The sequence below is a fragment of the Sorangium sp. So ce836 genome, from assembly GCF_028553905.1.
GTDB classification, from domain to species: Bacteria; Myxococcota_A; Polyangia; order Polyangiales; family Polyangiaceae; genus Sorangium; species Sorangium cellulosum_D.
Genome location: NZ_CP102233.1, coordinates 7,866,187 through 7,891,361, shown reverse-complemented (window position 1 = coordinate 7,891,361; position 25,175 = coordinate 7,866,187). Strand labels below are relative to the sequence as shown.

The window sequence follows — 25,175 nt, the reverse complement described above, 5'->3', positions numbered from 1 at the left end:
GGACCGCGGCTACTTGCAGCGCTTGAGGAACTTACCGCACGGCTTGTTCGTGGCCTGCCCCGCGGGCTGCGCCGGCGCCGGCGGGATCTCGGTGAGCTGGAACTCCTGCACGAGCGGCGTGCCGGCCTTGACGACGACGCTCGTGCTGCGCGCGATGTAACCGGTGCGCCTGACGCTCACCTTGTGCACGCCCGGCTTGAGCCCGAGCTCGACCTCCGGGGCCTGGGTCGTCTTGCCGTCGATCGTGATCTCCTCGCACGCGACGGGCTTGCAGGAGATCTTCACGAGCGGGTCGGCCGGGGCGCCCGCGTCGGCCGGGGCGCCGGCGTCGATCGGGGGCGCGTCGGCCGGGGCGCCGGCGTCGGCCGGCGGCGCGGTCGCGGCCGGCGCGGTCGGCGTGGGCTCGGCCGTCGGCGCGGGGGCCACGGCGGACGCCGTGGCGGACGCGCTCGGGGTCGGCTGCGGCTCTTCCCGGCGATCCATGACGTACCACGCGGCGGCGGTGCCCCCGACGAGCAGCACCGCGACGACGCCCACCGTCAGCGACGCCGCCTTGCCCCAGGGCGACCGCGGCGCGGTGACCGCGGTCATCATCGCCATGGGGCTCTTCGGAGGCGCGGCGGGGGCGCCCTGGGCCGGAGGCGGCGGCGCCTGCGCGAGGCTCGCGTCGGCCGGAGGCTGCGGCGACGACGACGCGGCCGGCGATGGCGTCGGCGCGGGCGAATACGGTGAGGGCGGCGGCCCGGGGGAAAACGGCGTGGCGGGCGACGCGGGCGCGAACGGCGAGGCGGCCAGCTGCGTCGCGTCGGGCGCCGGCATCGGCGCGGGCGCGCTCGCCGCGGCGACGGCGTGCGCCGCCGGGACGGGCGCGTTCGCGGCGAGGGCGGCGTGGGCCGGCGGCTCGTTCACCGAGGGGGACAGGGCGAGCGTCGAGCCGACCTCGATCGCCGCCGCCGAGAAGCCGCTGAGCATGGCCGCGAGCTCGCTCGCGGAGCGGAAACGCTCGCGCGGATCGTGCGCCAGCGCGCGCGCGAAGGCGGCGTCCAGCACGGGGCTCACCGGAACGCCGAGCTCCGCCGCGCGCGCCGACGCGGAGGGGCGCGGCGCCATGATCTCGCGCTGCCAGGCCGGCACGTCGACCTGACCCTGGCAGGAGCGCCAGTACGAGCGGCCGGTGAGCGCGAAGAAGGCGACCAGCGCCGCGGAGAAGATGTCCGCGGCGGGGCCCGCGGGGGCGCCCGGCTGCAGCTGCTCGGGCGCGAGCCACGGGGCGGCGAGGACGTAGCCCTCCGACGTCGGCACCATGCTCCGCGCGAGGGACGGCCCGAAGTCGGTGACCTTCACGCTGCCCGGAGCGCTCGGGTCGAGGAACAGGTTCGTCGGCTTGAGGCCGTGGTGGGGCACCTCGCGCGCGTGCGCCGCGTCGAGCACCGCCGCGAGCGAGCGGAGCATCGAGCCGACCTCCTCGAAGCTCAGCGGCCGGCGCAGCGCGAGCTCCGCGAGCGACGGGACGTGGATCATGTCCGTCACCGTGAAGGGCGCGGCCGTCGCCGGGTCGTAGCCGGCCTCGAGGATGTGCGCGACGAGCTCGTGCGGCAGCCGATTCGTCTCGGCGACGTACCGCTGCAGGTGCTGCATCGCGTCCGGCCGCTGGCCGACGATCGGCGAGTACAGCTTGAGGGCGACGTCGCGCGCCTGCGCCGTCACCGCGCGGAAGGTGGCCGTCGCGCCCCCGTAGCCGAGGAGCGAGCGGACGGAGAACCTCCCCGCGACGACGCTGCCCGGCGCGACGTTCGGTGCCGTCACGAGATCACTCCTCCGCGACCGCGATCGACTCGATCGACTGCAGGATGGTCGCGTCGGCGCCGGAGCTGTCGTCGTCCGGCACGAACGCGAGCCCGATCACGATCTCGCCGTCCTTGCCGGTGTCGGCGAAGATCAGCAGCGGGCCCTTCTTGGTCCCGCGCGCGGCGCCCTCCTTCTGCCACAGGCCGATCTTCCTTCCGGCGATCTCCTTGACGTCGTCGGGCTTCTTCCAGTTCACCTTCTTCTTGGGCAAGGTGACGTTGATCTCGTGCGCCAGCGTGTCGAGCGCGGCGTCGCGCTTCTCGGCCGCCTGCTTGCCCTCGCCCGTGTCGACCTGCGCCGTCGCCAGGGCGGGACCTTCGTCCGCGGCCTGCGCGACCGTGGCGCTCTCTCCCTGGGCGTAGGTCCAGCCTTTCACGGGCGTGAGCACGAGCGAGCTCCCGGCGATCTTCGCCCGGGTCGACTCCTCGGCCTGGCACTGCTCGTCGAGCGCCTTGCATGGCTTCGGGGCAGGCGGGGGCGAAGGCGGAGGCGCCGCGGTCACGGGCGGCTCCGGCGTTACGGGTTGCGGTGGAGGCGGCGAGCTGCACGCCGCGGCGAGCGCCGCCGCAGCGCTCAGCGCCAGGGTGGGCCATCGTCGGAAGAACATTGCGGACGAGCGTTGCAGGACCGGCCCCGGGACGGCAAGTAAAGAGCGATCCCCGGGGGCGGCTTGCGCCGCGGGGCGCGGCCGGGGCCGCATGGAACGGCGAGCGGCGCCGGGCGGCTGCTCCGGCGCGCTCGCGGGGTGCAGGGGCTACTTGACGACGGCGCCGACGTCCTGCTCGACCTGCTCGGCGACGCCCACCGGCACCTTGCCGTAGAGGCGGGTGCGCTCCGTGACCAGGAAGTAGTCGGGCTTGCCGCTCGCCCCGGGGGGCCCCTTCACGAGCTCGGCGAAGCCGATGTCGCCCGAGCGGCCGGTGTACTCGACCCGCACCACGACCTCCTTCTGCTCGGGGGGCGCGGCCACGTACTCGGTGGGGCGCAGGCGGTCGAGCTTGCTCATCCAGTTGCCGACGGTCTCGTCCTTCTGCTCGGGGCTCGCCGGATCGGCCCAGAACTTCTTGCCCTCATCGCCGCTGCGCGTGAGCTCGCGGCGCTTGTCGCCGACGATCACGCGCGCCTGGGCGACGTCGACGTCCTTCCACTCGTGCAGCTCCCGCTCCATGAGCCGCGACTCCGCGGTGTCGAGATCGCGGTAGATGTCGCCCTTGATCGCGTACACCTCGCCGGTGGCCTCGTCGCGCGCGTAGCGGTCCGCGCCGCCGGGCGTCGGGCCGCCGACGACCAGCTTGCGCTCTCCGCCGCGCAGCTTGACGGTGAGCGTGCCCTCCGGCTCGGCCAGGCCGAACTCGCTGGCGCGGTCGTCCCCGATGCGGCCGACGGAGCGCAGCGCCTTCAGCGGCGCGATCGCCTCGGCGAGCTTGTTGCCGGCGGTCACCGACACGAAGCTGGTCGTCTTCACCGTCGGCTCCTGCTCCGCGGGCGGCTCGTCCTCCGCCTCGTCGCCGTGGCCGTGGACGTCGTCCTTCGGCTTCTCGGCCGGGGGCGTCGCCTTGCGCTCGGTCGTGCCGACGAAGTAGCGGCCGTCCTTGTCCTTCTTCGCCTCGAGGACGACCGTCTTCGACTTGGCCTCGAAGGTGATCCGCTCGACGTCCTCGGCCCGGCCGGCCCAGACGGTCACGTCCGCGGCCGAGAGCGCGGCCGCCGTCTTGTCGCGCGTCCAGACGAGGACCGCGAACAACGCCGCGACCACAAGAAGGCCGAGGTGCACGAAAAAGCTGCGATCCAACCTCATGCGCGCCTCCCGCTCGCGCGCCGCCCGCGGCGCGTGATGAAGAGCCCGAGCCCCAGCACCATCGCCGGCGCCACGAGGATCGTGGCCCAGAACCAGACCTGGTCCTTCTCCTTCGTGTGCTCGATCCGGACGTCCTCGTTCGTCGTGATCTCCCCGGCGAAGCTCTCCTCGCCGCCGAGCCACCGGAACGCGTCGAGCGCGAGCACGATGTTGGGCTCGTTCCTGAACGCTGCGTCGCTGAACACGTCGGCGTCGGCGACGACGAACGCGCGCAGCTCCTTCTTGTCCTTGCCGTCGCCGCCGCCGGGCGCGAGCTCCTTCGAGACCGCCGCGGCGAGGTTGTAGGCGCTCCGCTTCTCGCCCTCGTCGAACTTGAAGTTGCCGTTCGCGTCGGCGAACGTCTCGCCCAGCGAGCGGACGACGAAGTCGATCTTCAGGTCGCCGCCGTCGGCCTTGTCGAGCGACGCCGCGCCCGGGAAGATCGTCGGCGCCTGCTGCGCGTGCCGGCTCAAGGTCGAGACCGAGGCGTGCGAGGAGTACCGCGTCGTGACCAGCATCGCCTGGTCCGACTCGTTGAAGCGCCGCCGCACGTAGACCCGATCGTTCGCCAGGACCTCGGGCTTCCACGTGAGGCCCACGGCGCCGGCGAGCGGCGCGAGGTCGACCTTGGCCTCCGGATCGAGCGCGAGCAGGAGGTGCCCGCCCTCGTCGGCGTACCGCTTCACGGTCGCGACCTCCTCCGGCAGGAACTCCTTCTGCGGGCCGAGCACGACGACGACGCCCGCGTCCTTCGGGATCTCGCTGCCGAGCCCCTGCGCGAGCCCGAGATCCTTGACGACATAGTTCTGGGACTCGAGCAGCTTGCGGAGGTTCTTGGCCGTCCGCCCCTCGGCGGCGTTCGTCGACTCGTTCATCTCGCCGTGGCCGACGGTCATGTACGCGGTGCGCTGCGCGCGGATCACCTTGAGCAGCGCCTTCTGGAAGTCGGCGTCGAGGCTCTTCAGCTTGGCGCCGGCGGCCTTGATGTCGGCGCCGATGTTGAGCGTCTCGCGCGAGGTGTCGCGCGAGAGCACGATCACGCCGTCCTGCGTGACCTTCGCCTCCTTGGCGAGCGCGGGGACGAGCAGCCGATCCTGCATCTCCACGGTGATCTGCGGCGACGCCGCCTTCACCTCGCGCAGGTAGCCCTCGACCTCGGCGCCCACCTCGTTCAGCTGCGGGAAGAAGGCGGTGATCTTGAGCGGCTCGGTCAGGCTCTCGGCGACGCGCTTCGTCGAGTCGCCGGGGCGGGCCGTGCGGTAGTACGAGAAGTCCGCCTTGAGATCGAGCTGGCTCGCGGCGTAGACGAACAGCGCCGAGTAGACCGCGGCGAAGGCGAGCGTCACGCCCGAGAGCGTCGCGGCGCGCACCCGCCGCCCCTCGATGCGCTCGGCGCGCCGCATCGGCGCGAGCGCCGCCTCGCCGAAGAACAGCGGCACCGTCGCGATGACGAGCAGCGCGATCCAGCCGACCGTCGTGGCCGCCTCGACGCGCGCGCGCAGCTCGGGCGCGGCCTGCGAGACGCCGAGCAGGCTGCGCCCCGCGTCGGTCGTCGTGAAGTACGCCGCCACCGCGACGAGCCCGAGCGCCGACAGGATCGCGAGCGCGCGCTCGACGGCGCGGCGCTCGCCCGCCTCGCGCAGGGCGGTCGCGAAGCGCAGCGCGGTGACGAGCGCGAGCGTCAGGAGCCCGAGCCCCGACAGCGCGTAGCGGAGCCCGTCGATCGTGGGCACCACGCGCTCGCCCAGGAAGATGGCGAGGAGCGCGCCCGCGTACGCCGGCACCATCCAGCCCCCGGCGCGCAGCGCGGGCGCCTCGCGCGGCGCGGCGGGCGCCGGCCTCTCGGCCTGGGGCGCCTCGTGCTGCGCGCCCGGCGCGTCGCTCGCGTCCTTGCCGCTGTTCTCGGCCTCGGCGGCCTGAGCGTTCTGGTCCTTCACCGCCACCTCCGTGCCCTCAGGGTGTGGGTCGCGGCGAGCAGGAAGAAGTACGCGACCGCGACGTAGTACAGGACGTTCTCCAGCCGGAGCACGCCGTTCAGGAACGGCTTCTGGTTGAGCGGGTACAGGTTCAGCGCGCTCACGAAGTCGTTGAGCGGCGGCTCCGTCACGCGGGCGACGAGGAACAGGAAGCCGAGCGTCCCGATGATCGCCGCCCCGAGGATGACCGCGATGACCTGGCTCGCCGCCAGCGTCGACGCGAAGAGCCCGATCGCGAGCGACGCGGCGCCGAGCAGCAGCACCCCGGCGTAGCCGACCAGGATGTGCCCGACGGACACCTTGCCGTTCACGAAGATGAGCAGCGGCATGTAGATCGTGATCGCGGTCATCAGGCCGACCAGCGCCAGCGCGGCGAGGAACTTGCCGGCGATGATCTCGCCGTCGCGCACCGGCGCCGTCTTGAGCAGGATGAGCGTCCCGCTCTCGCGCTCGCCGGCGATGAGCCGCATCGAGAGGATGAGCGCCGCGACCATGGTGATGAACGCCGTGCCGTCGAAGAACTTGAGCAGCACCTCTGCCGACAGCCGCGCGCCCGAGCCGAGCGCCGCGACCTGGAAGTAGATGCCGTCGATGAGCAACGCCGCGGCGGCGACGACGTACCCGAGCGGTGACCTCAGGTACGCGGACAGCTCCCGCCGCGCGACGAGCAATGTCCCTCTCATGCTTCGCCCTCGCCTTCCTCCGCCTGCTCGCTCGCAGGGGCCTCGTTCGCCTGGCCGCCGGCCCTCGCCGCGTCGGCCGCGGCGGGCCTCGCCTTCGCCGCCTGCGGCGCGCGCGTCGCGAGCCGCAGGAACACCGACTCGAGCTCGCGCTCGCTCCGCTTGACCTCGAGGATGCCGATCCCCGCCTGCACGAGCTCGGCGCACAGCGCCGCCCGCACGTCGCGATCGGCCTCGACCGCGAAGCTCACGACGTCGCTCCCCGGCTCGGACGTGGGGAGCTGCTCGACGGACGTGACCCCCGCGACCTCGCGCGCCAGCTCGAGCGCCTTCGCCGCCTCGCCGCGCGTCACGCGGTAGCCGGCGCCCTCGGCCGCGGGGCCGCGCACCGTGAGCTCGACCCGGACGCCGTGGAGGAGCTTCGCCGACAGCTCCTGCTCGGTCCCCTGCGCGCCGATCTCGCCGTCCCGGATGACGAGGATGCGATCGCAGGTCTCGCTGATCTCGGAGAGGATGTGGCTGGAGAGCAGGATGGTGTGCTCGCCGCGCAGGCTCCGGAGCAGGGCGCGCATCTCGACGATCTGCACCGGATCGAGCCCGCTGATCGGCTCGTCGAGGACGAGCAGCCGCGGCTTGTGCACGATCGCCTGGGCGATGCCGACGCGCTGCTTGTAGCCGTGCGACAGCGCGCTGATCGGGTCGGCGGCGACGTCCTCGAGCTGCGTCACCGCGAGCGCCTCGGCCACGCGCCCGTCGGCCGCGCCGGCGTCGACGCCGCGCAGGCGCGCCGCGAAGTGGAGGAAGGCGCGCACGCTCATCTCGTCGTAGAGCGGCGGCCGGTCGGGGAGGTACCCGATGCGGGACCGCACCTCGTGCGGGTGGTCGACGACATCCAGCCCGTCCACGAGGACCCGGCCCGCGGATGGCAGGAGGTCGCAGGCGAGGATCCGGAGCGTCGTCGTCTTGCCGGCGCCGTTCAGGCCGAGCAGGCCGACGATCTCTCCCGCTTCGATCGAGAACGACAGGGGCCCGATGGCCTTCCGGTCGCCATAGTACTTGTATAGGTCGCTGATTTCGATCACGGCCGTGCACCCCTCCGCACTGGGAAGAAGCTCTCCGCGCCGGCGAATCGGATGCCGCGAAGCGCGGCGGTCCAGGCGCCAGCGGCCCCTTACAACAGCGGGTGACGGAAATCATTCCCGACGCGGCGCGCGCGCGGCGCCCTCCGGCGCGCGATCTCCCGCGCGGGGAGGAGATCGACCTGGACACGCCGCGGTCGCGGTGAGCGGAGCGACCAGGACGTGACGGATCTCAGCGTCCGGCGAGGAGGTCCGGGTCCGGTGAAGACGGGAGCCGGGCGGCGATCCGGCGGCGCCCTCGCCCCGGCGTCAGCAATGCTCGGCGATGATCGCCCAGCAGGCGTCGGCGAACTCCCGGTAGGTGGAGCGGTCGAGCGTCGCCTGCTTCACCGGCATCACGTCCTGGTGCTCGGCGAGCATCGGGCGCAGCGCGCCCTCGATGTCCGCGCTCGTCTCGATCCACAGGAACTCCTCGATGCCGTCGGTGATCTGGCCGCGGATGAGCTTCGGCACCTCGCTCAGCCGGACCTTCTTCGGGCTCCGCCGCGCGATGGACGACGCGATCTGCTCGGCGTGCGCGGGCCAGCGCTTGAGCGCCCGGTGGAACGTCGAGCCGACGAGCCGCAGGATCTGCTGGGCGAGCTTCGCCACGCGCGGGCGCTGCACGCGCTCCTCGTTCTCCGCGATCATCGCCAGGTAGTCGTCGCCGAGGAGCCTGCGCAGGTCGCTCGTGAGGATCTGCTGCGACTCGGGCGTCATCCGCAGATCCGCGACCTGCGCGAGGAAGATGTCGCGCAGGACGGTCAGGCGCGCCGTCACCGAGCCGGTCGGGGTCGTGTCGAGGATCTCGGCGAGCGGATCGATCAGGCGGCGGCCGAACGTGGTGAGGATGTGATCGAGGATCCGCTTCTGGTGCTGCTCGTGGCCGAGCACCGACAGCGCGCGGGCGATGTGCGCCTTGCTCGGGGCGTCGACGAGGATCTCCAGGGGCTGGTCCTGCGCCTTCCCCTCGTACATGCGCAGCGACGCGAACATCTCGCGGAAGGCGTCCGCCGCGGCCGCCCCCTCGCCCGGCTCGCCGTAGACGCGGATGACGAGCCCCGAGTCGGGGCCGGCGTCGAACAGCCGCCGGAGCTCTGCCCGGATGTCCTCGTCCGTGACGAGCGGCGCCGGGGGGAGCGACTTCCCGCGTGGATCCATGGAAGTCCAGCCTACGGCAAAGTGCGGTGCACCTGAACCTCTGTGCCGCGAGTGAAGAAGAAAGCGAGCGCCGGGCGCGCTCTCGCCCGGTGAATCCGGTGTCACCGGATCGACACCGTGGGGGCGCGGGGCCGGCCTTGTGGCGCGCTCGCTTCGCCGGGTACCATCCGCCGGTCGGCCCCGTCGCGTCCCGTGCGGGAGGAGCGGGCATGGGAGCATGTATGGACGGTGCGAACCCGGCTCATCAGGGGAAGGGAAACGGCATGGCCGGCGCGCTGGGCGCGCGCGGCGAGGCCCGGGCAGAGGTGCACGTCGCCTCCGGAGACGCGCTCGACGTGCGCCAGTTCACGGCCATCGATCGCATGTCGGCGCTCTTCGAGGTGCGCATCGTCGCCGTGTCGGACAACCCGGACATCGACTTCGAGGCCGTCATCGGCCGGCCGATGCGGTTCTCCGCGCAGCGCGAGCAGGCCCGCGCGTGGTCCGGCGTCTGCAGCCAGCTCCGGCAGGTCGCCGTCGAGGAGCGCCACCTCTCCACCTACGAGCTCACGCTCGTCCCCGCGCTGTGGCTCGCCACGCAGCGGCGCAACCACCGCATCTTCCAGCACCTGTCGGAGATCGACATCGCGCTGAAGCTCCTCGACGAGTGGGAGATCTCCCCGGCGCTGCGCCTCACCGGGACGTACCGGAAGCGCAAGTTCCGCGTCCAGTACGGCGAGAGCGACTACACGTTCCTCTGCCGCATGCTCGAGGACGCGGGGGTGAGCTTCTATTTCGAGAACGGCGGCGAGAGCCGGCTCGTCCTCGACGACGGGCCCCACGGCAACCCGCGGCGCAGCCCGATCGCGTTCCGCGAGCACCCGACCGACGCCGATCTCGAGCACGTCACCGAGGTGCGCGTCGGCCGCCGGCTGCGGCCGGGCAAGTACACGGTCCGCGACCACGACACCCGGAGGCCGGCGTCGTACGACCTCGTGGCGAGCGCCGCCGGCCCCGGCGGCGTCGAGGAGCGGCTCGAGCGCTTCCACTACGTGCCCGGGGCGTTCCTGTACGAGAGCGACAAGGGCGAGAGCACGCCGGCCGCCGACGACAAGGGCAAGTACCGCGCGGACGAGTCCGAGGGGGCCGCGCTCGCGCAGCGGCGCCTCGAGGCGAAGCGCGCCTCGGCCCGCGAGATCACGTTCGAGACCAACACGATCGATCCCGCGCCGGGCACCGTCCTCTCGTTCCTCGACCACCCGAAGGCCGAGCTCGCGCCGGACAAGCCGCTGCTCGTCCTCGAGTCGACGCTCGCGGGCGAGGTCCCGGGCGCCTTCCGGCACGCGTGCCGCGCCGTGACCGCGGACGTCCCGTACCGGCCGCCGCTCCGCACGCGGAAGCCGCGCGTGCAGGGGGTCGAGTGCGCCACCGTGGTCGGCCCGCCCGGCCAGGAGATCCACGTCGACGAGTTCGGCCGCGTGCGCGTGCAGTTCCACTGGGATCGCGAGGGCCGCATGAACGACGCGTCGTCGTGCTGGATCCACGTGAGCCAGCCCTGGGGCGGCGCCGGCTTCGGCGGCACCAACCTGCCGCGCATCGGCCAGGAGGTGATCGTCGACTTCCTCGGCGCCGATCCCGACCGGCCGATCATCACGGGCCGGGTGTACACGAACCTCCAGAAGACGCCGTACAAGCTCCCCGACAACAAGACGCAGAGCGGCTGGAAGAGCAGCTCGTCGCCCGAGACCGGCGGCTACAACGAGATCATGTTCGAGGACGCGGCGGGCAAGGAGCTCGTCCGGGTGCAGGCCGAGCGCGACATGAACAAGCTCGTCAAGCGCGACGAGCAGGTCACCATCGGCAACGATCGCGTGAGCGCGATCGGCAACAACGAGGATCAGACCGTCGGCAACGACTTCGCCAAGCTGGTGATGAACAACGCGCGCGAGGTGGTCGGGATGAACCGATCGCGCGCGGTCGGCATCAACGAGACGGTGGAGATCGGCAGCGTGCAGGCGACCCGGGTCGGGGACAGGATCGAGATCGTCTGCGGCAAGTCGAGCATCGTGATGGACAAGTCGGGCAAGATCGTGATCTCGGGGACCGACATCACGATCCAGTCGAGCGGCCACACGCAGGTCTTCGGCGATCCGATCGACCTCAACTAGCCGTCGAGGTCACGGGGCCTCGGCCGCCGCGCGCATCGCCGCGCGCACCTCCTGGGCCGCCGCGGGATCCTTGACGATCCGCTCCAGCCACACGCGGCGGAGCCGGATCAGCACGCCCTCGGGCAAGCCGAGCTCCTTGAGCGCCTGCGCGTCGTTCCCGCGCTCGGACGCGATCGCGAGCCGGGCGTAGTCGCCCGCCGTGATCGGGCCTCGCTCGGCCTCCAGCGCCGCGATGTACGCCGCGTCGTACGACGAGAGCAGCCGCCGCTTCCCGCGCCCCACCTCGGCGCGGATCGCGTCGAGCCAGTGCGCGTGCAGCGCCTCCCACGTGTCCGGCGAGAGCGACTCCGCCGCGAGGATCGCGTCCTCCGCGCCGGGGCGCGCCGCGAGCCGCGCCGCGATCGCCGCGCAGCGGGCGAGGGGATACGCGTCGACGGGCAAGGCCGGCTCTGCGGGCCCCTCCGCCAGCTCCGGAGCCGCCGCGGGGCGCGGCTCGGGGACCTCCGCGGCGGGCGCGATCGCCGCCGTCGGCGCGGGCTCCGCGGCGAGCCGCGCCGGCGGGGGGAGCGGCGCCAACAGCGCGAGCGACGCGGGGGGCGCGGGCGGCGTGGGCGGCCCGTCGTCCGGATCGAACTCGTGCCGCGCGGGCGGCGCGCCGCGGGAGGGCCCCGGCATGGGCGCGTGAAACGGGAGCGCGGGCCTCGGGAGCACCACGGCGGGCACGAGCGTCTGCGACGTGTCCTCGTCTTCGATCGGGGGCGACGACGGCGGCGCCGTCGAGAAGCGCGGATCGACCGCGTCGGGCGCCGCTCCGGCCGGCGGCGCCGGGGCGAGCCGCGCGGCGCCCTGCAGGAACGGGAGCACCGCGGAGGGCCTCGACGAGAGCGGGGCCGTCATCGTGCCCGTGAGGCTCGGCGCGGGCTCGCCCTCGGTGATGAGCACGGCGCCCTCGCGCGGCGGGCGATCGAGCATGAGCTGCCCGCGCCACACGAGCGCCGCCACGCCGTGATCGGCGTCGATGACGAGCGTGTCGCAGCGGAGGGGCACGCGCAGCTCGGCGCCGTTCGTCACCGCGATCGCGCTCGGCGCCGGCGCGCGGAGGCGCGTCGCGAGCCGCGGGAAGCGCGGGTGCAGGTGCTCGAGCACGATCGGCTCCGTGCCCGTCAGCTCGTTCGTCACCTGATCGAGCGGCGCGGCGTTGAAGTACCCGGTGTCGATGCCCTCGGGCAGCGGCCGCTCGGCCCAGCGCGCGTGATCCCAGCCCGCCGCGTGCCGGCGCAGGCGCTGCGCGCGGTCGGGCCACTCCGGCCGGAGCGGGCCGAGGCCGGCGGGCCAGAGGTGGCCTTGCCGGATCGCGGTCGACGAGGCCGCGGTCAGGAGGTTCGGCGCGCGCGCTCGCCCCCACCGATCGGCGAGCGCTCCAGGGCCCGTCGGCACGCCGACCGGGTTCGATGTGTGCGGACCGCCCGCGGCGCGCTCCCAGCGGAGCGGCATGCGCGTGAAGGGCGCGGGCTCGCCGAGCGAGCCATCGTGCGTGAAGCACGCGTCGCCGCGGACCTCGATCGCCTTGTCGATGTCGCCGACCGCGAGCCGCGCGATGAGCGACGTGACCGCGCCGCCCTCGGGCGCGTGCGCGTGGCCGACGACGAGCACCTCGCTCCACCGCTTGAACGGCGCGACAGGGCCCCACGGCTCGACGAGGCGCCGCTCGTCCGCTTCGCCCTCCAGCGGGGCCGCGGGGCCGCTCGTCATCGGCGACTCGAACGGCGCGAGCTCGAACAGCGCGTGGCACGCGACGGTGAGCACCCACGCGTCGGGTCTGGGTCGCCACTCCAGCGAGCTGGCGCGTATCAGGCCTTGGCAGACGAGGTGCATCGGCGATGGATCAGGCGCGCTCCGGGGCGACGTGCATCCCAGCGATGTCCCTCAGGATATCCGAGCCGCGGGACGGCGTCCGGGCGAACCTGCGCCGTCACGCCGCGGCCACGCGCGGGACGCCGCTCCGCCGCGCGGCGTCGCGGCGCGCGGCACCGCAGCGCGCGCGGGTCGGTCATTGAAGGAGGTGGCGCGCTCCGATAGCGTCGGGGTGCGACGATGGAGTGCCAGAACCTCACCCCACTCGACGCCCTGGCCTACAGCGCCCTCGACGCGCACGACGAGGAGCACCATGTGCTCGCGCTCAAGGCGGCCTACCGGCTCGTCCCCGGGGGCGGGGGAGAGGCGACCCACCGCTGCGAGCTCCTCCCGGGCGACGGCGCCGGGCGGCTGCTCCTGCGCGACGCGTTCGAGGGGGAGGCGAACGCGTCGAGCGTCCGCGCCGAGAGCGACCTCGCGCCGTTCAAGCCGCGCTGCGACGTGCTCGTGCGCGCGACCGCGTGGGCGCCCGGGGAGGAGCCCGCGGAGCGCTGGACGGCCCGGCTGCGCGTGACGGGCCGAGGCGCGCCGCCCCCCGGAGGCGACGCCGTCGGCGGCGAGCCGCCGCCGCGCGCGCTCGTCGACAAGACGCTGGAGGTGTGCGGTCCGCGGTGGTTCGAGCGCGCGGCGGAGGGCTGGCAGCTCACCCGGCCCGAGCCGGCGGCGAGCGTCCCGGTGCGCTGGGAGCGCGCCTTCGGCGGCCGCAGCCTCGTGAGCGCCGGGCCCGGGAGGGCGCCGCTCCTCGACGAGGTGTGCTTCACCAACCCGGTCGGCTGCGGGTGGATGGAGGCGCGCACCGTGGACGCGCTGCGCGACGCCGGCGCGCCGGCGCCCGACCGCGTGGCCGCGCCGCAGATCGAGCGGCCCGACAGCCGGGTGACGCGCCTCGCCGTGGCGTCGCACCCGCCGCACGCGGTGGACGCCCCGCAGATGGCGGAGATCGCGGCGGACTACCCGTTCGCGCCGGCGGGCCTCGGGTGCGTGGGGCGCGCGTGGACGCCGCGGCTCCAGCGCGCGGGCACCTACGGCGAGGCGTGGGTCGCCGGCCGGCACCCGTTCCTCCCCGACGACTTCTCCTTCGCGTACTGGAACGCGGCGCCCGACGATCAGCAGATCCCGCACCCCGACCTCGGCCTGCGCGTCGAGCTCTGGAACCTCGCGCGCCCCGGGCTCGCGTGCGACGGGCGCGTCGCGTTCGAGCTGCCGCCGCACCGGGCGTTCGCGATGGCATGGATCGCGGGGCTGCCGGTGCCCGTGCCCGCGGCGCTCGACACGCTCTCGGTGGACGCCGAGTCCATGGTCGTGACGTGCGTGTGGCGCGCGCTCGTGGCCCGCGCGCTCGGGGTGCAGCGGATGGAGGCGCGCTTCGAGGTCGACCCGCGCGCGCCGCTCCTGAAGATGGCGGTGGGCCGTGGCTGAGAACGTCCTGTCGCGCAAGCAGGAGCCGTGGATGGCGGTGTCGTGCGCGCCCGACGTGTGCAGGACGCCGATGGGGTCGAGCACGCCGCCCGTGCCGTACAACGTGGTCTCCAGGCTGGAGCCCGCGCTCGACGCGAGCGAGGACGTGCACGCCAACGACGGCCGCGTGCAGAAGCACGCCGCGACCGTGATGCCCACGACCGAGGGCGACGAGCCGGGCAGCGCGAAGGGGGTCGTGAGCGGCACCGTGGGCCAGCAGAGCTGGTCGCAGACGCACAGCCCGAGCGTCCTGGTCAACGCGCACCCGGTCGTGCGCCACGACGACCTGGCGCAGATGAACGGCGACAAGGCGGCGCAGGACAAGGCCGACAAGCGGGCGCGCTACAACTGCCGCAAGGAGCAGATCGAGGCGGGCAAGAACAGCGACGACCCGGCGACGCGCGAGGCCGCCGCGCGCTTCGAGCGCAACACGATCGCCGCGGAGAAGGCCGCGCTCTCGGGCCACACCTACGACCCCTCGAAGCCCGCGCCGACGGGGTGGCGCGACATCAGCGACGACCCCGAGGCGCTCGCGCGGTACGGGCTCACGCCCGGCGACCTGGACGGCAGCCGCCCCGGCGCCACGCGGCTCTACGAGCCCGACCCCGACGTCTTCGGCGGCGACATGCGGCCGACGGTGGCGTTCCGGGGGACGGAGAACGGCGCGGACTGGCAGAACAACTTCGCGCAGGGGCTCAACATGGACTCGCCGTACTACCGCGACGCCGTGCGCGTGGGGAACACGCTCGGGAACAGCGTGGACTACACGGGCCACTCGCTCGGCGGGGGCCTGGCGTCGGCGGCGGCGACGGCGGGCGGCTCGCGGGGCTGGACGTTCAACGCGGCGGGCCTCAACCCGGGCACGGTCACGGGCTACGGCGGCACGGAGCGCCCGGCCGACATCGCCGCGTACCGCGTCCAGGACGAGGTGCTGACGGGCTTCCAGGAGCAGGGGTGGAAGGGCACCCTGGCCGCGTGGGCCGCCGGCGGCCTGTGGGGCGCCCTGGCCAAGGTGGGCCTGAGCGCCGTCATGCCGGACGCCGTCGGCACGAAGCACGAGTTGCCCGCGTCGAGCCTGGACCCCTACAACCGTCACCTGATGCCCGACGTCATCAACGGCATCGAGAAGCAGAAGCAGGCGGACCAGCGGAAGATCGCCGAGAAGACCGGCAAGCGATGCTGAGCGGAGCCACGATGCGCGCGCCCGACCCCGACCGCTTCTTCCTCGGCCCGCAGCGCGAGCTCGCGCGGGCCATCGCGGCCGGCGATCTCGCGGCCGTCCGCGCGCTCGCGCCGTCGACCGATCTGAACGCGCCCGGCGCCGAGGACATGACGCTGCTCGTGTTCGCGATGCGCTGGGCGTCGGGGCAAGAGCCCGCGCGCCTCCGGATCGTGACCGAGCTCGTGCGCGCGGGCGCCGACGTGCACCGCGTGGTGCCGCTCCTCTCGAGCGCGCTCGACCTGGCGATCCTGGCGAAGAGCCCGGCGTTCCTGCGGGCGATGCTCGACGGCGGCGTGTCCCCCGACGCGCGGGTCGGCCGCGGCCACACGCCGGCGCTGTTCCATGCGGCCTCGGAGGCCACGGTCGAGAGCATGCGCCTCCTGCTCGACCGCGGCGCGGACGTGAACGCCCGCGACTCGCTCGGGACGCCCGCGATCACGTACGCGCTGCGGGCGCTGCAGCTCGACCAGGTCGAGGAGCTGCTCGACCGCGGCGCCGATCCCCGCGCGGTCAACCGCCTCGGGCAATCGTTCGCGCGCGTGCTGGAGGAGCTCATGGCGCGGCAGCTCCCGGGGTCGGCCGCGCTCCGGAAGATGGCGGCGCTCCGCGACCGGCTCGTGCGGGCGGGCGTGCGGTGGCCGCCCGACCCTCCGGAGGTGGAGCGCGAGCGGATGCGGCAGCGCGGCGAGGAGCCGATCGTCCCCGCCGGCCAGCCGAGGTGAGGTGAGACCATGGGATCCGGCAACACCATCGGACGCATCGTCGGTCAGACCCCCGCGCGCGCGGTCCCCGTGGAGCTGGCCAACCCCGTCGTGCAGCTCTTCCAGGGCGTCGAGCGGCTCGCGCCGATGTGGCGGCAGCTCGAGGGGCTCGTGCAGCAGCTCGGGGGCGGCGGGCGCGGCGGCGCGCCGGCGGCGCGCGGCGGAGCGAGCGGGGAGGGGACCGGCGCGCGGGGGGCCGGGGACGTCGCGTCGCCGGAGGAGCTCGCCGCGCGGCTCACGGCGCTCGGGCGCCTGGTGCGGACCCCGGCCGAGGCGATGGACGGGCCCGCGCGGCCGGATCAGATCCGGACGCGGCGGATCACCGAGGAGATCCTGCGGCAGGCGATGGAGGTGTCGGGTCCCCGCGGCCGGCCGGTGCACGCGCTCGCGCTCGGCGCGGCGCGGGAGCGGATCGAGGCGCTCGCGGGGACGGCTCCGTCGCCGGCGCAGGCGGCGCAGGCGGTGGAGAACGCCGCGACGATGGCCCTGATGCGCGGCGCGAACGGGCCGGTGCTGGAGATGCTCCGGTCGGTGCTCGCGGGGCTCCAGCAGGCGCTGCGCCTGATCCAGGGCATCCCGGGCAGGAACGACGGCGCGCAGATCCGGAGGTGAGGGGACCCGGGTGTCCGGATGCGCGGCCGGGTGTCCGGATGGGCGGTCCGGTGTCCAGATGGGCGATCCGGATGTCCAGATGGGCGATCCGGATGTCCAGATGGGCGGCCCGGTGTCCAGATGGGCGGCCCGGGTGTCCAGATGCGGCCCGGATGTCCAGATGCGGCCCGGGTGTCCAGATGCGGCCCGGATGTCCAGATGCGGCCCGGATGTCCAGATGCGGCCCGGCGGGCGTCAGATAAAGACGACGGGCTGCTCCCAGATCGCGAGGACGATGCAGCCCTCGGCGCTCGACACGCTGTGACGGGTGCCCGGCGTGTTCACCACCAGCGTGCCGGCGCGGTGGTGCCCGCGCTCGTCCGACTGCGAGCCCGTGAGCACGAAGATGTGCTCATGGCCGCGATGGACGTGCTGCGGCACGGACGCGCCCGGCGCATACCGCAGGAGCGCCGCCGAGGCGCCCGCGTCGCCGCTCCCATAGAGCTGGTGGATCTCGACGCCTTCCCGGAACCGACGCCACGGGATCAGATCCGGATTGGCGGTGAGCGCCGTCACATCCGAAACGATGAACGGCAGCTGCACAGGTGCTGCATCTCGCGTTGCTGCTGGATTCGTGGACATCATCGCGAATCTCCCGTGTTGAGGGGACCATGCCACAGCGCGCCGCGCGCGCTCAATGGCAATCGCGTGAGACGCGAACAATTCATGGGCGGGAAAACTTTCAGAAATGAAAAGGCGCGTACAGATCCAGGGAGTGAAGAGCACCCTGAGAACTCCGCGCCTCGCCGGCGGGGCCGACGCGCCACGCCGCCGGAGCTTCCTCGCCCTCCTTGGCCCTCTGCTCGTCTCGCTCTCGTTGCTGCCGGCGGTCGGTTGCAGCAAGGAGGCGCCTGGCGATCAGCCGCTCACGGTGGGCTTCATCTATGTCGGCGCCCGGGACGATTACGGCTACAACCAGGCGCACGCGGAGGGCGCCGCCGCGGTCGCCAAGCTGGCCGGCGTGAGGACCCGCGAGGAGGAGAACGTCCCCGAGACGGTCGCCGTGCAGAAGACGATCGAGAGCATGATCAACCTCGACGGCGCGGCGGTGATCTTCCCGACGTCCTTCGGCTACTTCGATCCGCACATCCTCAAGGTGGCGGAGAAGTACCCGGACAAGGTCTTCCTCCATTGCGGCGGCCTTTACGACGCGTCGAAGCACCCGAGCAACGTCGGGAGCTTTTTCGGATACATCGACGAGGCAGAGTACGTGTCCGGCATCGTCGCCGGGATGACGACGAAGAGCGGCAAGCTCGGGTTCATCGCGGCCAAGCCGATCCCGCAGGTGCTCCGCAACATCAACGCCTTCACGCTGGGCGTCCGGAGCGTGAACCCGACGGCGACGACGGCCGTCATCTTCACGGGCGACTGGTCGATGCCCGTCAAGGAGGCGGAGGCGACGAACAGCCTCATCGACCAGGGCGTCGACGTCCTGACCGCCCACGTGGACTCGCCCAAGGTGATCATCGAGCTCGCCGAGCGCCGCGGCGCCTTCAGCACCGGTTATCACACGGGCCAGGCGACGCTCGCCCCCAAGGGGTACCTGACCGGGGCCGAGTGGAACTGGGCCAAGGTGTACACCGACTACCTGGCGTGGATCCGCGAAGGGAAGCCGTATCAGCACCTCCTGCGCGGCGGCTTCAAGGAGGGGTTCATCAAGCTCTCGCCGTATGGCCCCGCCGTCTCCGAGGAGGCGAAGAAGAAGGCCGAGGAGGCGAAGGCGGGGCTCACGGAGGGGACGCTCGTCATCTTCAAGGGGCCGATCAAGGACAACGAGGGCAAGGTGGTCATCGCCGAGGCCGCCGAGCAGAAGCAGACCGACATCGTGCTCGAGAGCATGAACTACCTCGTAGAGGGCGCGATCGGCTCCGTTCGACAATAGAGCGATGTGGCCCTCCAGCGCTCAGAGCGCCTTGAGGACCGCGGCGGACGGCGCGGTCCAGCCGACGATGGCGCCCTGGGCGCGGACCATCTCCAGGGTGGCCACCTTGAACTCGGGGAAATAGCTCTCGGTGGCGTCCTCGATGAGCAGGCACTCGTAGCCGCGATCGTTCGCCTCGCGCATCGTGGTCTGGACGCACACCTCGGTGGTCACGCCGGCGATGAGCAGCTGCGAGACGCCGAGCGCCGCGAGCCGCGCGTCGAGCCCCGTCCGGTAGAAGGCGCCTTTGCCCGGCTTGGGGATGACGAGCTCCCCGGGAGCCGGCGCGAGCGCCGGGACGAAGTCGTTGCCCGGCTCGCCCAGCACGAGGATGCGGCCCATCGGCCCGACGTCGCCGATCCGCATGCCCGGCGCGCCGCGGCTCCGCTTGGCGGGCGGGCAGTCCGAGAGATCCGGCCGGTGACCCTCCTTGGTGTGGAGGACGGTCAGGCCGCGCTCGCGGAACGCGTCGAGCAGCAGGCGCACCGTCGGCACGATGCGCTGGAGCCTGCGGACGTCGTTGCCGAGCGCCGCGCCGAAGCCGCCCGGCTCCAGGAAATCGCGCTGCATGTCGATGACGAGCAGCGCCACGGCGTCCGGCTCGGCGAGGCGGAACGGGTACGGCTTCGCCGCGATCTCGAGGGCGCGCGCCGTCATCGGTGCCCCGCCATCGCGCGGCCGATCTCCGCGACGTCCGCCGAGGCGGCCGTCGACTCGTGGACGATGCGGCCCTCGCTCATCACGAGGATCCGGTCGGCCATCGCGAAGATCTCGTCGAGATCCGCGCTCACGAGGAGCACCGCCGTCCCGCGGTCGCGCGCCCCGAGGATCCGGGCGCGGATCTCGGCCACGGCCGCGAAATCGAGCCCGAAGCACGGGTTCGCGGCGATGAGGAGCTCGATGCCCTCGTCCGAGCCCGTCCCGAGCTCGCGCGCGAGCACCGCGCGCTGCACGTTCCCGCCGGAGAGCCTGGCGATCGGCGCGTCGACCGAGGGCGCCTTGATGGCGTACTCCCGGGCGAGGCGCTCGGCCGACCGCCGCAGCGCGGCGCGGCTCACGCCGAAGCGGAGCGCGGTGAACGGCGGCCGGTCGAAGACGCGGAACCCGATGTTCTCCGCGACCGACATCGCCGGCACGCACGCGTTGCGCAGCGGCTCCTCGGGCAGGCACCGCACCCGGTGCCGCCGGGTCTCGTCGCGCCCCGCGCCGTACGGCTCGCCGTGGACCAGCACGCGCCCCGCCCGCGCGGCGCGCTGCCCGGCGAGCACCTCGACGAGCTCCTCCTGCCCGTTGCCCGAGACCCCGGCGATCCCGACGATCTCGCCGCGGCGGACCGCGAGCGTCACGCCGTCGAGCGCCGGCCGCCCGCGATCGTCGGCCGCGGCGAGCCCCTCGACGCGCAGGACCGCATCCCCGGCGGGCGCGTCGCCGCGCGCGCCGCCACGTGCCGCGGAGACCTGCGGCGGCTGCGCGCCGACCATCATCTCGGCCATGGCCGCGGGCGTGAGGTCCTCGATCTTCCCCCGGCCCGCGACCCGGCCGCGCCGCAGCACCGTGACCTCGTCGGCGAACGCCATCACCTCGCGGAACTTGTGCGAGATCATGAGCACGCTGATCCGCTGCTCCTCGACCATGCCGCGGAGCGTCCCGAGCACCTCGTCGGCCTCGGCGGGCGTGAGCACCGACGTCGGCTCGTCGAGGAGGATGATCCGGCTCCCGAGATAGAGCTGCTTCAGGATCTCGAGCTTCTGCTTCTCGCCCGCGGACAGCTCGCGCACGGTCCGGTCGGGGTCGAGCCGGAAGGGCATGCGCGCCATGAACGCGCGGATCGCCTCGCGCTCCTTCCGCCAGTCGATCACGAGCGGGAGCGACGGGCGCGCGAGCACGAGGTTCTCGGCGACCGTCATGTTCATCACCAGGGTGAAGTGCTGGTAGACCATGCCGATCCCCAGCGACCGCGCCTCGCGCGGGCTCCTGATCGACAGGGCGGCGCCCTCGACCCGCACCTCGCCCGCGTCGGCCTGGTGGTAGCCCATGATGCACTTGACCAGCGTGCTCTTGCCGGCGCCGTTCTCGCCGAGGAGCGCGTGGAAGCTCCCGGGCGCGACGCGCAGCGACACGTCGTCGAGCGCGAGCAGCGGCCCGAACCGCTTGGTGATGCCCGCGGCGGAGAGCGCCGGCGGGGGCGTGGGCGGGCCGGGCTCGCGGGGCGTCGCGGCGGCGCGGATCGGCCTCGCCGCCCGGCTCGAGAGGGCGCGCGGGTCCATCACGACGCGATCGCCTCCAGGAGCGCGGCGGAGGTCGAGACCGCGCCGAACACCCCGTTCTGCATCGTGATCATCTTCAGGGCCGCGGCGTGGTTGCCGGGATCCGTGGCCGCGCAGCAGTCGGAGAGCAGCAGGCACTCGTAGCCGCGGTCGTTCGCCTCGCGCATCGTCGTGTGCACGCAGACGTCCGTCGTGATCCCCGTGAGGATCAGGTTCTCGACGCGGCGCTGGCGGAGGATGAGATCGAGATCCGTCGCGCAGAACGAGCCCTTGCCGGGCTTGTCGATGATCGGCTCGCCGGGCAGCGGCGCGAGCTCCGGGATGATCTCCCAGCCGGGCTCGCCGCGGACGAGCACCCGCCCGCGCGGCCCCGGATCCCCGATGCCGACGCCGGTGCCGCGCCCGCCGTCGGTCCGGCGCGAGCGCCACCGCTTGTTCGCCGGCAGATCCGAGAGGTCCGGCCGGTGCCCCTCGCGCGTGTGCAGGACGTGGTAGCCGCGGCGGCGCGCCTCCGCGAGCACGCGCTGGATCGGCGCGACGCAGGCCCGCGTGAGGGCGATGTCGTAGCCGAGCAGGTCGATGTACCCGCCCTTGCCGCAGAAGTCGGTCTGCATGTCGATGACGATCAGGGCCGTCGTCGCGGGGCGGAGCGCCCCGTTGTACGGCCAGGCGTAGGGGTCAGCGGCCACGTAAGTCATGCGTCGGGTCCTCCTGTCCTTCAGCGGTTCGCTCGGGGTCGTCGTCGTTCGGGTCGTTCGGGATCCTCGGGGCTCATCGGGCGAGCGTGAGCTCGGCGGGCTGGTCGCGCAGGGTCCGGGTCGCGGAGCTCGCGGCGACCATGATGGCCAGCGTCACGATGTACGGCGCGGCGTTGAAGAGGTGGTAGCCCCAGGTGATGCCCACCGACTGGAGCGCCGGGCCGAGCGCGCTCGCGCCGCCGAAGAGGAGCGAGGCGGCGAGGCAGCGGACCGGGTTCCAGCGCGCGAAGATGACGAGGGCCACGGCCATGAGGCCCTGTCCGCTCGACAGGCCCTCGTTCCAGCTGCCGGGGTAGAAGAGCGAGAGGTACGAGCCGCCGACGCCGGCCAGGAAGCCGCCGGCCATCGTCGCGCGCCGCCGGACGAGGTTCACGTCGACGCCCATCGCGCGGGCGGCGTCGGCGCTCTCGCCGACGGTGCGGAGCACGAGGCCGAGGCGGGTGCGGCTCAGCATCCAGAGGAGGAGCGGGGCGAGCGCGGCGCCGACGAGGAAGAGCGCGTTCACCTGGAGCGCGGCGCGGATCTGCGGGAGATCGCTGAAGGAGCCGAGCGGGATCGCGGGCAGGCGGGGCGCCGTCGGCTTGATGAGCGGCTTGCCGAGGAAGAAGGCGAGGCCGACGCCGAAGAGCATGAGCGCGATGCCGACCGCGATGTCGTTGACCCGCGGCTTCGCGCACAGCCAGGCGTGGAGCGCGCCGAGCGCCGCGCCGAGGAGGCCGGCGGCGAGGACGCCGAGCCAGGCGGAGCCGGTGAGGTACGAGACGCCGTAGCCGCCCATCGCGCCCATGACGAGCGTGCCCTCCAGGCCGAGGTTCACGCGGCCGCTCTTCTCGGTGAGGCACTCGCCGAGGCTCACGAAGAGGAACGGCGTGCTGATGCGGATGGCCCCGGCGGCGACCGCGAGGGGGATGCCCCAGAGGCCCAGCGCGGCGGCGTCGCTCATCACGCCACCGACGGCGCGGGCGCCGCCTGCCGGAGCTCGGGCTCGCGGGCGACGCGGGCGCGCCCGTGGAGCGCCTCGCTCGCGAGGATCGCGATGAACAGGATCCCCTGGAGCACGCTCACCGCGGCGTCGGGGAGCTGCGCCGTGCGCTGGAGCAGGCCGCCGCTCGCGCCGATGCCGCCGAGCAGGAGGGCGACCGGGATGATCGCGAGCGGGTCGTGGCGCGCGATGAAGGCGACGAGGATGCCGGTGTAGCCGTAGCCGCTGACGAGCGACGCGTTCGCCCGGCCGTGGACGGCCGCGACCTCGACCATCCCGGCGAGCCCCGCGCACGCGCCGGCGAGCATGCAGGTGATCACGACGAGGCGCCTGACCGGCAGGCCGGCGAGGAGCGCCGCGCGGACGTTGCCGCCGCTCATCGCCGCGGCGAAGCCGAAGGTCGTCCGGTGCATGAGCGCGTAGCAGAGCGCGCAGGCGAGGACGCCGCAGGCGAGGCCCCCGTGGACCTCGACGCCGGGCAGGTTGCCGAGCGCGTAGTCGGCGCCGATCGGGGCCGTCGACGGCTTGTTCAGGCTCGCCGGGTCGCGCAGGGCGCCCTCGACGAGGTGGTTCAGGAGCGCGATCCCGATGTAGTTGAGGAGCAGGCTGCTGATCGTCTCGCTGACGCCGCGGTAGACGCGCAGCGCGCCGGCGAGGCCGATCCAGAGCGCGCCGGCGGCGAGCCCCGACAGGGCCATCGCGGCGAGCGCCGCGGCGGGCGGCGCGCCGAGCGCCCGCGAGGCCAGCGCGGCCGACGCGGCCGAGAGCCCGCCCACGACGACCGCGCCCTCGCCGCCGATGACGATGAGGCCGAGGCGCGCCGGCAGCGCCGTGCAGAGCGCCGTCAGCATGAGCGGGGCGGCGCGCAGGAGGGTGTTCTGGAACGAGAACCACGTGCCGAAGGCGCCGCGGACCATCTCGTAATAGACGCTCAGCGGGTTCGCCCCCTGGGCGGCCACGAAGGCGCCGAACGCGAGGAGCGAGGCCGCGAGGGCCCCGACGGGGATGACGATCGCCTCGGCTGTCTCGCGCCCGAGCAGCCCTTGCGGGAGGAGCTTCACGCCGCCGAGGATAAGGGGTCCAATATTTCCTCTCTTTTTCGGGGATCTTGCGGGTCGGCGACGGTGGTCGCGAGGGCTGGTGCGATGTGGTGGCCGCGGCGACCGCGAACGATCCGCACAGCGCGCCCGCTCCCCTTCGGGTCCCGGCCTTGCACGCCGCGCACCTCGGCCTGGTGACCCCGACCGGAGGTGTCTTTGGCATGCGGTGCGGCGGATCGTTTCTGCTTGTCCTGGGCACCAGCGTCTCTCTGGCGATGGTCCCGACGCGCGCGGCGGGCGCCGTCGACCTGACCTGTGCGTCGAGCGCGACCCTGGAGGCGCTCGTCTCGTGCATCCGCGATCATCTGCCCGGCAGGGGCTCACGCAGGTTCGTCGCCCCGAGCTTCATGGAGATGAGCGCCTGGCGGAGCGTCGCCTTCGCCATGCTGCGCGGCGATTGCGGCTTCGCGCTCCCTTACAGCCTGTCGCCTCTGGCGCAGAACCGGCGATTCCACGACGCCGAGACCGGCCGCAGCTATTGCGTGCTCATGGAGACCGCCGACTGGGACGGGGACGGGATCTTCGATCGGGGCTTCGGCGCCTTCATCGTCGACGCGAGCGCGGAGCGGGAGCTCAGCCATCAGGTGGCGCACCCGATCTCCGACACGGGGACGGAGACGCAGGCCGTCACCATCTTCAAGGAGACCCGATCTCGCACATTTCTCCTGGCCGGCGCGCACCGCGATGCGAGCCCGGGCGAGGGCGGACTCCTCGGATCGTCGGCGAGCTGGGACGCCGCCCACAACACGGCGACCATGTTCCACGCGACGCACATGGAGATCATGGCGTATTACGGGGAGAAGCCGTGGTGGGCCATTCAGTGGCACGGCATGGCGGAGGACACGTGCGAGAGGGTGGATGTGCACCTCTCTCACGGCGTGGATACGCCCCCCGCGGCGGGGGACAAGATCCTGGAGCTCAGGGCTCACCTGCTCGCCCGCGAGCCGACATGGCGGATCAGCGTCGCCGGCAGCGGCCTGTGCTCGCTCGACGCGACGAGCAACGTCCAGGGGCGGCTCCTCAACATCGCGCCGGCGGGGGGGAGCTTCGGTGCTCTCGCGGCGCCGCTCTCCACCAGGCGCTTCGTCCACATCGAGCAGCACGCCGGGTTTCGAGATCCGGACAGGTGGGTCGACGCGGTGCTGGCCACCTGGCCGTGAGGCCGTCCGCCGTCGCGTGAGGAATGCCGACCTCCTGTACCGGCACGCCAAAGCAGGAGCGCATCGCGTCATTCGTAGGGCTGGAACGCCCTATTCCTCATGGGGCCGGAACCACGAACGATGTCGTGAACGGGGCCGGCCCTCCGCGAGGACGCTCGACGACACGCGCACAAAACGAAGCATTTTACCATGATTCGCCCTCGCTCCGCAATAC

Annotated in this window: 21 protein-coding genes; 7 read left to right on the top strand and 14 right to left on the bottom strand. The window is 73.2% G+C overall.

What is annotated here, in order from left to right:
* Positions 1–9: 9 nt before the first annotated feature.
* From NQZ70_RS28365 to NQZ70_RS28335, 7 genes are all read right to left on the bottom strand, one after another.
* The gene (locus NQZ70_RS28365) at positions 10–1,806 is read right to left on the bottom strand and encodes a serine/threonine-protein kinase (RefSeq protein WP_272825888.1); all 1,797 of its coding nucleotides are present in this window, start codon (positions 1,804–1,806) and stop codon (positions 10–12) included.
* Positions 1,807–1,810: 4 nt separating this feature from the next.
* Positions 1,811–2,455, bottom strand: a complete 645-nt coding sequence (locus NQZ70_RS28360; protein ID WP_129576993.1) for a hypothetical protein — start codon at positions 2,453–2,455, stop codon at positions 1,811–1,813.
* 147 nt (positions 2,456–2,602) lie between these two features.
* Positions 2,603–3,646: a DUF4340 domain-containing protein gene (locus NQZ70_RS28355; RefSeq protein WP_129576992.1), complete on the bottom strand. Its 1,044-nt coding sequence runs from the start codon at positions 3,644–3,646 to the stop codon at positions 2,603–2,605.
* Entirely contained in the window at positions 3,643–5,622 is a 1,980-nt protein-coding gene (locus tag NQZ70_RS28350) for a Gldg family protein (protein ID WP_237244129.1), read from the bottom strand. The genes NQZ70_RS28355 and NQZ70_RS28350 overlap by 4 nt, the downstream gene beginning before the upstream one ends.
* Positions 5,619–6,344 (bottom strand): ABC transporter permease, encoded by a 726-nt coding sequence (locus tag NQZ70_RS28345; RefSeq protein ID WP_129576990.1) that lies wholly within the window; start codon positions 6,342–6,344, stop codon positions 5,619–5,621. The genes NQZ70_RS28350 and NQZ70_RS28345 overlap by 4 nt, the downstream gene beginning before the upstream one ends.
* Complete coding sequence (locus tag NQZ70_RS28340) at positions 6,341–7,423, bottom strand: ABC transporter ATP-binding protein (protein ID WP_129576989.1); 1,083 nt, start codon at positions 7,421–7,423, stop codon at positions 6,341–6,343. The genes NQZ70_RS28345 and NQZ70_RS28340 overlap by 4 nt, the downstream gene beginning before the upstream one ends.
* A 306-nt stretch (positions 7,424–7,729) precedes the next feature.
* Complete coding sequence (locus tag NQZ70_RS28335) at positions 7,730–8,620, bottom strand: hypothetical protein (RefSeq protein WP_129576988.1); 891 nt, start codon at positions 8,618–8,620, stop codon at positions 7,730–7,732.
* A 221-nt stretch (positions 8,621–8,841) separates the two neighbouring features.
* Between NQZ70_RS28335 and NQZ70_RS28330 the strand changes: the two genes are divergently transcribed.
* Complete coding sequence (locus NQZ70_RS28330; RefSeq protein ID WP_129576987.1) at positions 8,842–10,767, top strand: type VI secretion system Vgr family protein; 1,926 nt, start codon at positions 8,842–8,844, stop codon at positions 10,765–10,767.
* A 9-nt stretch (positions 10,768–10,776) separates the two neighbouring features.
* Here NQZ70_RS28330 and NQZ70_RS28325 read toward each other — a convergent pair whose 3' ends face one another.
* The gene (locus tag NQZ70_RS28325) at positions 10,777–12,642 is read right to left on the bottom strand and encodes a DUF2169 domain-containing protein (protein ID WP_129576986.1); all 1,866 of its coding nucleotides are present in this window, start codon (positions 12,640–12,642) and stop codon (positions 10,777–10,779) included.
* A gap of 219 nt (positions 12,643–12,861) precedes the next feature.
* Between NQZ70_RS28325 and NQZ70_RS28320 the strand changes: the two genes are divergently transcribed.
* Genes NQZ70_RS28320 through NQZ70_RS28305 form a run of 4 tightly spaced genes read left to right on the top strand, consistent with a single transcriptional unit; the run spans position 12,862 to position 16,734 of the window.
* A complete protein-coding gene (locus NQZ70_RS28320) occupies positions 12,862–14,100 on the top strand; it encodes a DUF2169 domain-containing protein (protein ID WP_129576985.1) in 1,239 nt (412 codons plus the stop codon).
* Positions 14,093–15,322: a DUF4150 domain-containing protein gene (locus tag NQZ70_RS28315; protein ID WP_129576984.1), complete on the top strand. Its 1,230-nt coding sequence runs from the start codon at positions 14,093–14,095 to the stop codon at positions 15,320–15,322. Before NQZ70_RS28320 ends, NQZ70_RS28315 begins: the two co-directional genes overlap by 8 nt.
* Positions 15,316–16,083, top strand: a complete 768-nt coding sequence (locus NQZ70_RS28310; protein WP_129576983.1) for an ankyrin repeat domain-containing protein — start codon at positions 15,316–15,318, stop codon at positions 16,081–16,083. Before NQZ70_RS28315 ends, NQZ70_RS28310 begins: the two co-directional genes overlap by 7 nt.
* Before the next feature lie 9 nt (positions 16,084–16,092).
* Entirely contained in the window at positions 16,093–16,734 is a 642-nt protein-coding gene (locus tag NQZ70_RS28305; RefSeq protein ID WP_129576982.1) for a hypothetical protein, read from the top strand.
* Between the two features lie 234 nt (positions 16,735–16,968).
* Here the strand turns inward: NQZ70_RS28305 and NQZ70_RS28300 are convergent, their stop codons facing one another.
* On the bottom strand, positions 16,969–17,310 hold the full coding sequence (locus NQZ70_RS28300) for a cupin domain-containing protein (RefSeq protein ID WP_129581631.1): 342 nt from the start codon (positions 17,308–17,310) through the stop codon (positions 16,969–16,971).
* A 151-nt stretch (positions 17,311–17,461) separates the two neighbouring features.
* On the opposite strand from NQZ70_RS28300, the gene NQZ70_RS28295 reads away from it, so the two are divergent.
* Positions 17,462–18,655 (top strand): BMP family ABC transporter substrate-binding protein, encoded by a 1,194-nt coding sequence (locus tag NQZ70_RS28295; RefSeq protein ID WP_237244127.1) that lies wholly within the window; start codon positions 17,462–17,464, stop codon positions 18,653–18,655.
* A 21-nt stretch (positions 18,656–18,676) separates the two neighbouring features.
* Here NQZ70_RS28295 and NQZ70_RS28290 read toward each other — a convergent pair whose 3' ends face one another.
* From NQZ70_RS28290 to NQZ70_RS28270, 5 genes are all read right to left on the bottom strand, one after another.
* The gene (locus NQZ70_RS28290; protein ID WP_129576981.1) at positions 18,677–19,351 is read right to left on the bottom strand and encodes a cysteine hydrolase family protein; all 675 of its coding nucleotides are present in this window, start codon (positions 19,349–19,351) and stop codon (positions 18,677–18,679) included.
* A complete protein-coding gene (locus NQZ70_RS28285; protein ID WP_129581629.1) occupies positions 19,348–20,961 on the bottom strand; it encodes an ABC transporter ATP-binding protein in 1,614 nt (537 codons plus the stop codon). Before NQZ70_RS28285 ends, NQZ70_RS28290 begins: the two co-directional genes overlap by 4 nt.
* Positions 20,961–21,659 (bottom strand): cysteine hydrolase family protein, encoded by a 699-nt coding sequence (locus NQZ70_RS28280; RefSeq protein WP_129576980.1) that lies wholly within the window; start codon positions 21,657–21,659, stop codon positions 20,961–20,963. The genes NQZ70_RS28285 and NQZ70_RS28280 overlap by 1 nt, the downstream gene beginning before the upstream one ends.
* 73 nt (positions 21,660–21,732) lie before the next feature.
* Positions 21,733–22,662: an ABC transporter permease gene (locus NQZ70_RS28275; protein ID WP_129576979.1), complete on the bottom strand. Its 930-nt coding sequence runs from the start codon at positions 22,660–22,662 to the stop codon at positions 21,733–21,735.
* Positions 22,662–23,762, bottom strand: coding sequence for an ABC transporter permease (locus tag NQZ70_RS28270; protein WP_129576978.1), 1,101 nt, complete (start codon positions 23,760–23,762; stop codon positions 22,662–22,664). Before NQZ70_RS28270 ends, NQZ70_RS28275 begins: the two co-directional genes overlap by 1 nt.
* A 200-nt stretch (positions 23,763–23,962) precedes the next feature.
* On the opposite strand from NQZ70_RS28270, the gene NQZ70_RS28265 reads away from it, so the two are divergent.
* The gene (locus tag NQZ70_RS28265; protein WP_129576977.1) at positions 23,963–24,961 is read left to right on the top strand and encodes a hypothetical protein; all 999 of its coding nucleotides are present in this window, start codon (positions 23,963–23,965) and stop codon (positions 24,959–24,961) included.
* Positions 24,962–25,175: the final 214 nt, after the last annotated feature.